10 protein-coding genes are annotated in these 11,763 nt (G+C 63.3%); 4 read left to right on the forward strand and 6 right to left on the reverse strand.

Translation table 11 applies throughout. From position 1 onward, the window contains the following. Positions 1-2: 2 nt before the first annotated feature. Together AC6H4Z_RS22510 and AC6H4Z_RS22515 are read right to left on the reverse strand one after the other, a co-directional pair. Entirely contained in the window at positions 3-488 is a 486-nt protein-coding gene (locus AC6H4Z_RS22510; RefSeq protein WP_497544215.1) for a hypothetical protein, read from the reverse strand. A 94-nt stretch (positions 489-582) separates the two neighbouring features. Then, the gene (locus tag AC6H4Z_RS22515; protein ID WP_497544216.1) at positions 583-792 is read right to left on the reverse strand and encodes a hypothetical protein; all 210 of its coding nucleotides are present in this window, start codon (positions 790-792) and stop codon (positions 583-585) included. A gap of 162 nt (positions 793-954) precedes the next feature. On the opposite strand from AC6H4Z_RS22515, the gene AC6H4Z_RS22520 reads away from it, so the two are divergent. Further along, positions 955-1,500 (forward strand): hypothetical protein, encoded by a 546-nt coding sequence (locus AC6H4Z_RS22520; protein WP_497544217.1) that lies wholly within the window; start codon positions 955-957, stop codon positions 1,498-1,500. A 93-nt stretch (positions 1,501-1,593) separates the two neighbouring features. Next, positions 1,594-4,128 carry a zinc-dependent metalloprotease gene (locus tag AC6H4Z_RS22525; RefSeq protein WP_497544218.1) on the forward strand — a complete coding sequence of 845 codons (2,535 nt, stop codon included), beginning with the start codon at positions 1,594-1,596 and terminating at the stop codon, positions 4,126-4,128. A gap of 23 nt (positions 4,129-4,151) precedes the next feature. Here AC6H4Z_RS22525 and AC6H4Z_RS22530 read toward each other — a convergent pair whose 3' ends face one another. Continuing rightward, positions 4,152-7,025: a BTAD domain-containing putative transcriptional regulator gene (locus AC6H4Z_RS22530; protein ID WP_497544219.1), complete on the reverse strand. Its 2,874-nt coding sequence runs from the start codon at positions 7,023-7,025 to the stop codon at positions 4,152-4,154. A 198-nt stretch (positions 7,026-7,223) separates the two neighbouring features. On the opposite strand from AC6H4Z_RS22530, the gene AC6H4Z_RS22535 reads away from it, so the two are divergent. Continuing rightward, on the forward strand, positions 7,224-7,865 hold the full coding sequence (locus AC6H4Z_RS22535; protein WP_497544220.1) for a YceH family protein: 642 nt from the start codon (positions 7,224-7,226) through the stop codon (positions 7,863-7,865). Between the two features lie 96 nt (positions 7,866-7,961). Beyond that, positions 7,962-8,939, forward strand: coding sequence for a nuclear transport factor 2 family protein (locus AC6H4Z_RS22540; protein ID WP_497544221.1), 978 nt, complete (start codon positions 7,962-7,964; stop codon positions 8,937-8,939). 9 nt (positions 8,940-8,948) lie between these two features. Here the strand turns inward: AC6H4Z_RS22540 and AC6H4Z_RS22545 are convergent, their stop codons facing one another. From AC6H4Z_RS22545 to AC6H4Z_RS22555, 3 genes are read right to left on the reverse strand one after another with little or no spacing between them, the layout of a single operon-like run. Then, a complete protein-coding gene (locus AC6H4Z_RS22545; protein WP_497544222.1) occupies positions 8,949-9,680 on the reverse strand; it encodes a LytR/AlgR family response regulator transcription factor in 732 nt (243 codons plus the stop codon). Beyond that, on the reverse strand, positions 9,664-10,767 hold the full coding sequence (locus AC6H4Z_RS22550) for a sensor histidine kinase (protein WP_497544223.1): 1,104 nt from the start codon (positions 10,765-10,767) through the stop codon (positions 9,664-9,666). The genes AC6H4Z_RS22545 and AC6H4Z_RS22550 overlap by 17 nt, the downstream gene beginning before the upstream one ends. A 9-nt stretch (positions 10,768-10,776) precedes the next feature. Next, the gene (locus tag AC6H4Z_RS22555; RefSeq protein WP_497544224.1) at positions 10,777-11,748 is read right to left on the reverse strand and encodes a sensor histidine kinase; all 972 of its coding nucleotides are present in this window, start codon (positions 11,746-11,748) and stop codon (positions 10,777-10,779) included. Between the last annotated feature and the right edge of the window lie 15 nt (positions 11,749-11,763).

The following is an 11,763-nucleotide window of genomic DNA, read 5'->3' on the forward strand; positions in this document are numbered from 1 at the left end:
GGCTACGAGGCGACGAGCTGACCGCATTTGCGGCACATGAACAGGCTGCGCCAGCGGCGACGTTCGCGATAGTAGCGATCGCTGAGTCGGCGGATCGAGGTCAATAGAACGATCACGACCGTGACGATGGCGACGAGAATCGCCGTCTGGCCAATCGTGTCACCGAAGCGTTGATAGAGATACGCGGCTGCAGCACCGAGCGGGATCGCGACTGCGATCACCAACCCACCGGCCGACCTTCGACGCGGCGGTCTGAACTTGGCGACGATCTGCACGTCCGTGAGACCACCGATGTGAACGGCTCCCCCGGCTTCCGGGGATTCCTCGATACGCCCAACGGCCTCGGTATAGAGGTCGGGGATATTGATGAACTCCGACGCCTCGCACTTCGGGCACCGCGCTCCGATCAGTTCCGGGTCGCCGTCCGACGTGATCTTGGCGACCGCGCCGAGCGCAGCCTCCAACCTCCGGAGATCATTGTCCGCCATGGTGATATCCGCTCGCGCATCCGGTAATGTGACAGAGCAAATGTACTCCGCCGCGCGCGGATGACGAGCGGGTCACCCTAGGCGAGCAAGACTCTTAGTCTTTCTCGGGTCCCGGTTCGTTCTCCGCCCCGCCGCTGCCGGCCGATCCGAATTTGGGCGCGGTGAAGCCGTGCTTCGTGGTGTACGGCGGATTCGGGTGCAGCTTGTCCTGCGCTCGACGCGCCCTCTCCTCGGCTTCTTTGCGCTTGCGTTCGACTTCGAGTTCGTCGTCGAACGGGTCAGGATTCCGTGATTCGTCTGCCATGTGCCCTCCGCACGGTTGAGCCGCCGATCACGGCAGGGCACGTGCCGCGCTCTGCGCCGGGCTGGAGCGAAGCGAATTCCGGTCTGCACCCTTGCCGAACTCGACACAATATTATAGAACTCTCATCGATGCTTCAGTGCTCCCACTTTTACATGCCTCGCGATGTGTCGACGATCGATCTTCTATCTGGTTCTGACCGTGCTCGCGGCGTCTCGACTTGGCGCTCAAACCACGCGCGCTGTCCATCCGTTCGCGCTGGACGCCACGGTGGGACTGAGCTCCGGCGCAGGCGGCAAGTATTGGGATCGCACAGCACTCGCGGCCGAGATCATCCTTGTTCCTGATCATGACAGAGCGGTCTTCGGGGCACTTTCCCTCGGCGCCAGCGGGACGCCCGCGGTGGGCGGCGATATCTGCAGGATTTCAGGTGAGCCAGGCGGCGGATGCCTCGAGCGGTTTCCAGGCTCGCTCCACGCCGGGGTGCTCGCTGGAATCGAGAGGGCAATTCCGGGCGTGACGCTTCGTGCGATGGCTGGTCCGGCGTTGTTCGTCGCGCACGATTCGCCCAGTGTGGGCGGGCAACTTCAAGTCGACGCTGCCGCCGGTGTCAAACATTTTGCCTTCGTGGTCGCGGGCCGCATGGTTAGCGGGTTCACAGGCGACAGACTGCGAGTTGGTTCTGTGCAGGCCGGGTTTCGGGTGCGATAGCGCCCGTGTAGCAACATCGCGAGATGCGTCGCGGGCTTCTGGTTTCCCCTTGGAATGGCAGCGAGATTCCGAGCACCCTCAGCCCTCCTCATCATGCGACGCCATCTCCCGCTCTGCGGGTTTGCCTTCGTCATCGCCGGTGCAGTTCCGGCGCTCGCGCAGAACCCGCCCGCGTCTCCGCCCGCTCAGCAGCAGCCACCAGCCGCCAACGCGGCCGCCCCGGGCGGCGCTGCCGCACAACCACGACGTCCGCGCCCCTACGCGCAGGTGATCACCGCCAAGGCACAAACCGAAAAAGGCGGCATCACCATCCACAAGGTCGACGACAAGTGGTTCTTCGAAGTTCCTGACTCGCTGCTGAATCGCGACATCCTGCTCGTCAGTCGCGTGTCGGGTGTTCCAGCCGGAACCGGCGGCATGTCGTTCGCCGGCACCGAAGCCGCGAGACGCGTCGTGCGGTGGAGCAAGGTGAATGATCGGCTGAACCTTCAGAGCATCAGCTACGCGGCCGTCGCCGACGACTCGCTGCCGATTTCCGCGAGCGTTCGCGACAACAACTACTCGCCGATTCTCGCCGCGTTTCCAATTCAGGCTTTCTCGCACGACAGCAGCAGCTATGTCGTCGACATCACGGATTTCTTCGGCGGCGATAGTCCGGCCATCTCCGGTTTGAGCGCCGCCGAGCGCCGGACCTATGGTGTTCGACGCTTCGATCCAGCGCGCAGCTATCTGAGCGGCGTTCGGTCGTTCCCGATCAACGTCGAAGTCCGCCAGGTCCAGACGTTCGACGCGTCCGACGCGCCAGGCGATCGCACGGGCAACACGATCTCACTCGAGATGCGTCAGTCGATGATCCTGCTGCCCAAAGTTCCGATGAAGCCACGCGCGTTCGACGAACGCGTCGGCTACTTCACGGTCAAGCGCATCAACTACGGCCTCGACGAGCAGAAAGCTGCCGAAGAGACGTTCATCACACGCTGGCGCCTCGAGCCGAAGGATCCTGCGGCGTACGCGCGCGGCGAACTCGTGGAGCCGATCAAGCCGATCGTCTACTACATCGATCCGGCAACGCCAACCAAGTGGCGTCGCTATGTAAAAGAAGGCGTCGAGTCGTGGCAGAAGGTGTTCGAGAAGGCAGGTTTCAAGAACGCCATCCTCGCCAAGGAACCGCCCAACCGCGAACAGGATCCAGACTGGGATCCGGATGACGCGCGCTACTCGATGGTCCGCTGGGCCGCGAGTCTCGTTCGCAACGCCATGGGTCCGAGCACGCCCGACCCACGCAGCGGTGAGATCATCAACAGCGAGATCGTCTGGTATCACAACCACATGCGCTCGTATCGCAACCGCCTCATGATCGAGACGGGTGCTGCAAACCCGATGGCGCGTTCGCTCGACATTCCCGAAGAGTTGATGGGCGAAACGATGCGCCAGGTGATCGCGCACGAGATCGGACACGCCCTCGGGCTTCAGCACAACATGGTCGCGTCGTCGAGCTTCCCCGTGGACTCGCTTCGCAGCCCGACGTTCACGAGTAAGTACGGCGTGAGCGCAACGATCATGGACTACGCACGACAGAACTACGTCGCACAACCAGGCGATGGTCTCAAGCCGAAGGACTACATCCGCCGCCTTGGACCCTTCGATGATTTCGCGATCAACTGGGGCTATCGCGTGCTGCCGCAGAAAACAGCCGCCGCCGAGCACACGACGCTCAACGATTGGCTCGTCAACCAGAAGACGGCGATGCCCTATCGCTACGTGCCGCAGCAGTACGGCGGCGTCGACCCGCGCTCGCAGACCGAAGACCTCGGCGACGATCCGGTGAAGGCGACGAACTATGCCTTGATGAACATGAAGAAGGTCGTACCGCAGCTCGTGTCGTGGACGACGCGTCCCGGCGACGACTACTCCGACCTCGACGAGATCTACGGCGAAACGCTCGGCATGTGGTCGACGTACATGGGTCACGTCACGACGGTCGTTGGCGGCGTGACGGTCGACCTCAAGAGCAGCGAGCAGGGCGCGAATGTCTATCGCGTCGTTCCCAGGGCGAAACAGAAAGCAGCACTCGCGTTCCTGAGTGCCAACGTGTTCACGACGCCCACGTGGCTCGAGCCGTCCGACATTGCGTCGCGACTCGGACCGTCGGCGCTCGATACTCGGCAGTCGGCGGTGCTCACGGCTTTGCTCACGCCCGCGCGACTCGGGCGTCTCGCTGAATCCGAGGAGCTCGACGCAGCGAATGCATACCCGCTTGCCGAATTCCTGTCGGACATCAAGGCAGACGTATTCACGGCCGGCGCACCCGACGCCAACCGTCGCGTGTTGCAGCGCGTGTACGTCGAACGTCTCGCAGCGATTGTGAATCCACCGCCTGCTCCAGCAGTGCAGGCTGGTGCAGCCGCCGCTGCCGCGGCGGGACGACCCGCTGGGCCACCGACGCCGTTCGTCGCTGCGCCGAACGTTCAACGCAGCGATCTTCCGGCGCTCGCGCGCGCACAGCTGCGTCAGATTCGCGACGACGCACATCGCAACGCCACCGCTGCATCTGGTTCCGTGGCGAAAGCACACTGGCAAGACATCGCTGATCGCGTCGACGAAGCGCTGGAAGCGAAGCACCGATGATTCACGGTTGAGCTGAAACTCGCTCAACCGCCGGCGGCGCCCTGTTGCAGTTGTTCGGACAGGGCCGCCGTCTCTTCGCCCGGCTCGGCGTCCAACTCCTCGCGCAGCCGCTCGACGTACCGACGATACACTCGCAGTGCCTGCGCGCGTTCGCCCATCGCGGCCTGCGCGCGCATCAGCGCCACCAGCGCTTCCTCATGCAGCTCATCGCGCGCCAACACGCGCCGATACGCCTCGGCCGCCTTCGTGTGGCGCTCCTCGGCAATGAGTCGAGCACCGAGCAGCATCAACCCGTCGACATAGATGCGCTGCAGGCGATCACGGTGCTCCAAGTGCCAATCGCCGACGGGTTCGCCGTCGAGCAGGTCGCCGCGAAAGCGATGCAGCGAATGCTCGAGCTTCGCCGTTGCGTTGGGCTCCTTTCGCTTCAGTGCGCGCGTTGCCTCGGCGATTTCGTTTTCGAACGTGGAGACATCGAACTCCGCGAGCAACGCCGGATCAACGCGATAGCGATCGCCGCTATGTGTCACCCAATCTGCACCGCCTAGCGTCTTTCGCAGACGATGCAGCGTGACGTGAAAATTGTTGCGCAACTGCTCGGAGCTCGCCTCGGGCCACATCGCGAGGCCGACCTGCTCTTTCGTACGTCCTTCGGCGTGCATCAACAGGTAGACGAGCAGTTCGCGCGGTCGCGACGACCCCCACGCGGACGCATCGATCGCGCGGTCGCCAACGAATACTTGCAACGGACCCAGCGCGAGCACACGCAGGTGCGACTGCTCTGTCGTTCGCTCACGTGCCCTGGGCGCAGCGACGGCGATGCGACGCTCCGCCGTATGGCGCGCCGCTTCAGCGAGAGCCATCGCGACGGCGTGATCGGTCGTCCAGCCGCTTCCTTCTGCGTAGAACGCATCGAAGTTCAAACCGTGCGTTGTGCGCAACGTCGCGATGAGCGCCTCTCGCTCGCGCGGCGCAAGACCGGGAAGTCCAACCGCCATGCGCTTGCGATGCGCATCGACCGCACCGATCAGACGCGCGGCGTCTTCGATACGATCGCGACGCGCCGCAACGTGAGTGATCCCGTCGAGCGCGATCGCGATGCCCCACCCGTCACCGTTTGCGACCTCGATCTCGAGCGCTTCGCCGACGAGTGCGCACGCCGCATCGACGTTGTCGCGTGCGAGCTCGATCTGTGCGCTCACAGACAGCGAGTGTCCTGTTGTCGTTGGTAAATCATATTCGCGCCCGGTGCGAAGCACCCGACCAACGAGTTCCTGCGCCGTATCGAGATCGCCCTGCGCATACGCTGCCCAGCCGCGCCAGAACTCGGCGAAGATGCGCGTGATGTCGTTCGGCGGAGTCTCGCGAATAAACCCCACCGCTTCATCGAGAATCTCGATCGATGATGCGACATCGCCGGCAAGCAATCGCGACGCACCGTACTTCGAGAGTGCGGTGCCCATGCTGATCGCGTCACCAGAGTCGCGCAGCAGCGGGATGGCAGCTTCGAAGTCGACGAACGCGCGCTTACTGTCGCCTTGAAAGAATGCTGTAAGAGCGCTCGATAAGCGCGCTCGCCCGACGATCAACGGAGCGATGCCAGATGCGTCGAAGGAAAGCGCGCGATCGGAGAACTGACGGGCTTCACGAAACTGGCCGAGCGCGTACCAGAACCAACCCAGTCCACCAACGAAACGCAGGGCGAATTCGGTACGCGCGGCGTCGGCGCACGCCCAGTTTGCCGCCGCGCGAATGTTGTCGTGGTCGGCGCTCAACCGCTCGATCAGCCCCGGCTCGATCGGCCCACCAACGATCATCGGCGCGATTGCTTCGACCGTCGCAATACACTGCTCGGCGAACCGCAAGGCGACCGTACGTCGCTCACCCGCCTCGTCGAGTCGCTCCGCACCGTACTGCCGCACGGTCTCGAGGAGACGATAGCGTGCGACACCCTCTCCAGAACCCATCACGATGAGAGATTTGTCAACGAGGGCGGCAACGCCGTCGAGAATGTCCTCGACGCCGAGTGGATCGCCGGCACACACCGCTTCGGCGGCGTCGAGGGTGAACGTACCGGCGAACACGGACAGACGTCGCAATAGAACCTGCTCGCGCCCGCCCAGGAGCCCAAAGCTCCATTCCATCGTCGCACGCAGCGTGCGATGACGCGGCAACGCAGTGCGGCTCCCGCCGGTGAGAAGGCGGAACGCATCGTCGAGACGACTAGCGATCTGCTCCGGCGACAGCACGCGCACCCGGGCCGCGGCGAGCTCGATCGCGAGCGGAATTCCGTCGAGCCGGCGACAGATCTCGCTCACTGACGCAATGTTCGCGTCGCCGAGCACGAAGGTCGGGAGCGCGAGGCGCGCACGCTCTCCAAAGAGCTGAATGGCTTCGGCGGTAGCGAGCGGCGGAACGAGCCACGCCGTTTCACTCGCGACGCCAAGCGCTTCGCGACTCGTCGCCAACACAGTGAGCTGCGGACAGGCGCGGAGCAGCGCTTCGCTCAGCGCCGCGCACGCATCGACGATGTGCTCGCAGTTGTCGAGTACGAGCACCGTGCAGTCACGACCAAGCGCTTCGATGAGAAGGCCGAGTGCCGTGGAGTTTTGTCGCTCGTGAATGTGCAGCGCGGTGGCGACATGTTGGGCGAGCAGTTCGCCGCTCGTGATCGGCGCGAGATCCACCCAGTTCGTCCGCGCAAACGACGTAGACGCGCGGACCGCCAGTTCGCCGGCGAGTCGCGTCTTTCCGCTGCCGCCAGCCCCGGTCAACGTCAGAAGTCGAGCAACCTGGACGAGACCAACCAGCTCCGTGAGTTCACGCTCGCGCCCGATGAACCGGGTGAGATGAACCGGCAGTTCAGACGCGGCGCCGCCGCTTGGGACTTCGGGCATCGTCATCGCGAAGGCAGCACTCGGGTGGGGGTTGCTCGCGGTCCCGCACAGGATATGAGCGGTCGCACCAACGATCAACCCAGCCGCTTACAGAGCGCTTAGTAAGTCGAACTCGCCTTGCCTGCCGAGGCCGAGTCTCGTACCCCTAAAGCCTTTGCTCATACAGACATACACCGGATGATCCGTTACCTTATGGCCATGCAGCTCTCTGCCATCGAAGTGCGAATCCTCGGCGCGCTCATCGAGAAAGAGTCGACGACGCCCGACGTCTATCCACTCTCCCTGAACTCGCTGACGACTGCGTGCAATCAGTCGACGAATCGCGATCCGGTGATGAGCCTGAGCGACGACTCGGTGCGATGGGCGATCAACAACCTGCGCCAACAGTCGCTCGTGCGTGCGATTCAGCCGAGCGACTCGCGCGTCATGAAGTTCCAGCACCTCGTGGCGGAGAAGCTCCAGCTCGATCCGCCGGAGCTCGCGGTGATGTGCGTGTTGATGCTGCGAGGCGCGCAGACCGTCGCTGAGATCAAAACGCGAACGGGTCGGCTTGCCGAGTTCGCGACCACGGAGGATCTGGAATCGACGTTGAGGCGCCTGATCGCGCGCGAGCTTGCGACGGAATTGCCGCGACGCCCGGGACAGAAGGAAGTGCGATATACACACCTTCTGTCGGGCCCGGTGGCTGAAACAGAACAGGCCGGCGCTCCGGCGATCGCGCCCGTGATACCGGCCGGCGACTCGCGCGTGGCCGCACTCGAAGCGACGATCGAAGAGCTGCGGCGCGAAATGGCCGATCTGCGCACGCAGTTCGAAGAGTTCAAACGACAGTTCAGCTGACATCGACGCGAGCGGTTGGGCGCCGTTCGCGGCACACAGTGCGCCGATAACTGAGTTTCGCTCGCTATCGGCCGCCGGCGCAGGCAGCGTGCGGCCATGAAAACACTCACCGCCGTTCTGCTGTGCGCCGCGATGTTCACTCGCCCGCTCGCTGCGCAGGTCGCGCCGCTCGAGCAGCAACTCATCGCCGCGCGTGATACGGTGTGGCGCGCATGGTATCGTAACGATACCGCGCTCCTTCGCCGATTCATTCCGCCGGCGGCTGCAACGCTCGAGGGCGTGGGCGAACCGCGCTGGAATACGCGGAGCGACATCATGTCCGGCGCGCGCGGCTTCGTCGATTCGAAGCGTCGATTCATCGACGTCCAGTTCGAAAACACGCGCATCACGCCGTCGGGACAGAATGCGCTCGTGCAGTCGAACTATGCGGTGATCGTCGAGGCAAACGGCAAGCGCGACACGACCCGTGGTCGAGCGACGGAGCTGTTTGTGCGACAGGGCAACACGTGGGTCAATCCGTACTGGCAGCTCGAGCCGAGCGCCGTGGGAATGAGCCGAGAAATTTTGTTGCCCGACACACTCGGCGCCAATTTCGCGATTGGGGATACTGCCAACAAAGCAGGCACACCGGCGGACTATGATGCGATGATCGGCACTTGGGAATTTCGCTTCCAGGCGCGCAACGGCGACGGAACGTTCCTTCCGCCGTTCGTCGGTCACTGGACCTTCGACAAGCGCCCCGGCGGCGGTTTGATCGAGGATCACTGGCGTCCCGATGATCCGACGATCCCTACGGGTCTGAGCCTCTATACGTATCGCGTGTTCGATCCAGACCGGAAGGTCTGGCAGATGATTGGAGCGTCTTCGTACGGCGGCGGGATTCAGCCTGGCCTCACGTGGTCGAATGGCTCGTCGAGATTCGCAATTCAACGCAACCGAGGCACTCTGGTACGCATTCGCTATCTCGCCATCGGCGCGGACAGTTTTTTGTGGCGGTCCGATCGTAGCGTTGATGGAGGAAAGACCTGGTTGCTCGACGCCGGGACCATGGAGGCGAAGCGAATCGGGAAATAGAGTGGGACGTTAGCGAGAATGTTTGCGAACGGCCGCGGCAAACGCCGCACGACGTCGACGCGACACAGGCACCTTGGCGCCACTCGCAAGCACGGCGACCACGTCGCCCGACGCGTTCGCGTTGAGCGCGCGCACGCCGTCCACTCGGACCAGCGCCTGACGATGCGCGCGCACGAAACCATGCTCGGCAACGCGCGGCTCGAGTTGGGCAAGTGATTCTCGCAACAGGTAGCTTCGCGCGCCAACCCATAGCCGCGCATAGTAGTCCGCGGCCTCGATCCAATCGATCTCTCGGAGTGGAAGCACCACGGCACCACGCGCCGTGGACACGACGATGCTCTGCTCGCGCGGCGCACCATCGCCCGAGCGCAGACGCTTCTCCACGCGCTTGATCGTCGCCGCGAACCGCGCCTCGCTCACCGGCTTGACGAGATAGTCCAGGGCCTCGGCGTCGAATGCTTTGATCGCAAACTGATCGTACGCCGTGAGAAAGACGACGACCGGCATTCTGTCGACAGTCCGCCGGCGAATGACCTCGAAGCCATTCACTTCAGGCATCTGAATGTCGAGGAAGAGCAAGTCCGGACGCAGAGTATCGAGCGACGCGAGCACTTCGCGGCCGTCACGACATTCGCCAACGACAGTGAATTGCGGGAACGGCGCTAGCAGCTGACGCACGCCGCGGCGAGCAGCGGGCTCGTCGTCGGCGATGAGAACACGCCAGCTATCGGTCGTCGTCACGCCGAGCCTCGCGCAACAGAACTTCGCGATACGGAATCCGCAGTCGGGCGATCACTCCGTGATCCGGAGCCTCAACCAACTCGAGCGACGCCGCGTCGCCGTACAGCGTTCGCAATCGCTCGCGTGTGTTCTCCAGACCATGCCCCGGCTGCGTTGCCTCTCCCGACAACCCACCGCCATCGTCGGTGACGGAGAGTTCGAGCGTACCTCCGTCGCGCTTCGCCGACACGACGATTCGTCCTGCGTCGGAACGCCGCGCTATTCCGTGTCGAACCGCGTTCTCCACCAGATGCTGCAGCGCGAAGCTGGGAACAGCCGCGGACAGCAGCGATTGCGGAACATCGATCGCGGGACGAAGGCGATCCGAGAAGCGTGCCTGCTCCACGGCGAGATACTGCCGGAGCAGCGCGAGCTCGTCGTCAAGCGATACTTCGCTGTCGCGCGAGCGATTGAGCGTCGTACGTAGAACGTCTGAAAGCTGCTCGATCACGCGGGTAGCCGACGCATTCTCGCCGTCACGCACCAGCACGTTCACCGTGTTGAGGCTATTGAACAAGAAATGCGGGTTCAGCTGCGCCTGAAGCGCCGCGAGTCGCGCGCCCGTGAGCTGTTCCGACAGTCGCGCCACCTGTGCGTCTCGATCGCGAGCCTCAGCGAAGTATCGAAGCGCGTGCTCAGCGCCAACGATCGAGAAGTAGACACCGACTCCGAACGGAAACGTCGTGAACACCCAACTCACATAGAACATGCCGATGCTTCCGCCAAACGAATTCGGCTGCAGCACGAGCTTGAGCAACGTTCCGCCACCTGCCCACGCAAAACAGAACACCAGGGAAAACGCGACGTGAATGACGACGTTTCGCCGACGCAGTGGCCGCGCGAGAGGAAAGCGGCGCGAGAGCGCGATGACGAACGGCGTGAGTAGTCCGTAAATCAGCCAGTCGAACGCGCCGAACAGAATGTCACGATACTGAATTCGTTCGCCGGACAGCCCCTGCTGGGCGAGCGAATTGAGCGAGCCGAGGATGGCGGGAAGAATCCAGATCGTCGAGACCAGGATCCATGGGCGGATCGAGCGTGTGTTCACTCGGCCACGCTACGCGATGGGCGAGCCTCCCGCAACGGCGCTACCGCTTGCGGCATGTGCAGCACCGCCGGCGGCAATGAGCGGCAACATTACCCGAAATGCTGCGCCGCCAACCGAGTGGACCTGGGCTTCGATCTTACCACCGTGTCGCTCTACGATCGACCGCACGATGACGAGCCCCATTCCGAGACCGTGCTCCTTCGTCGAGAAGAATGGCTCAAACAGTCGGTCGGCAATATCAGACCCGACGCCGGGGCCTGAGTCGCGCACCAAGAGTTCGACGCCCTTGCTGCTGCTGCTGGTGGCCACGACGACCGTTCGAGCTCCCTGGGCGTTGGAAAGCGCTTCGAGTGCATTGAGTACGAGATTCAGAACAACCTGTTGCAGTTGCACGACGTCGCCGACGATCAGCGGCAGCGCCGGCTCGAGCGACAGCTCGACCGTGGCCTGACGCGTGGTCGCCGCAGAGAGTAGAAGACGACACACGCCCTGACAAACTTCATTGAGGTCGACACGCTCGGTCTGACGATTCTCGCGCCGGATCAGCGTGACCACGCGATCGATGACGTCCGACGCTCTGGCGTCATCCAACGAAATGGCCTCGAGTAGCTCCTTCACTTCGACGGGATTCGAATCTGGCCGAGCAATCAATCGACGCGCCGTCTCCGCATTGTATCGAATCGCGGCCAGCGGCTGGCGCAGCTCATGGGCCAGCGTTGCGGCTAGTTCACCTACGGTTGCGACACGCGAAATGTGGGCGACATACGAGAGCTGTTGCTCGACCGCCAACTGTGCGCGCAATCGCTGCCGGCGTTCGATGAGAAGTCGTATGATCAGCGCGAGCTTCACGAGCATCAGCGCCGAGAACACCGTAACGATCAGCAGCCGGTGTCGTTCCCACACGGCAACAGCTTGAGTACTCAGCTGAACATTGGCTAACAGCGCAATGTTGACGAGCAGTACGATCGCAGTCCCGTGCATTCGTCCCTCTCGTGA

This window comes from Leucogemmata humicola (genome assembly GCF_055379415.1).

Bases quoted from the DNA above. Each gene is read 5' to 3' on its own strand.
- AC6H4Z_RS22520 (WP_497544217.1), top strand. From the start codon at position 955: ATGTGTCGACGATCGATCTTCTATCTGGTTCTGACCGTGCTCGCGGCG.
- AC6H4Z_RS22530 (WP_497544219.1), bottom strand. From the start codon at position 7,025: ATGCCCGAAGTCCCAAGCGGCGGCGCCGCGTCTGAACTGCCGGTTCAT.
- AC6H4Z_RS22540 (WP_497544221.1), top strand. From the start codon at position 7,962: ATGAAAACACTCACCGCCGTTCTGCTGTGCGCCGCGATGTTCACTCGC.
- AC6H4Z_RS22525 (WP_497544218.1), top strand. From the start codon at position 1,594: ATGCGACGCCATCTCCCGCTCTGCGGGTTTGCCTTCGTCATCGCCGGT.
- AC6H4Z_RS22555 (WP_497544224.1), bottom strand. From the start codon at position 11,748: ATGCACGGGACTGCGATCGTACTGCTCGTCAACATTGCGCTGTTAGCC.
- AC6H4Z_RS22510 (WP_497544215.1), bottom strand. From the start codon at position 488: ATGGCGGACAATGATCTCCGGAGGTTGGAGGCTGCGCTCGGCGCGGTC.
- AC6H4Z_RS22535 (WP_497544220.1), top strand. From the start codon at position 7,224: ATGCAGCTCTCTGCCATCGAAGTGCGAATCCTCGGCGCGCTCATCGAG.
- AC6H4Z_RS22515 (WP_497544216.1), bottom strand. From the start codon at position 792: ATGGCAGACGAATCACGGAATCCTGACCCGTTCGACGACGAACTCGAA.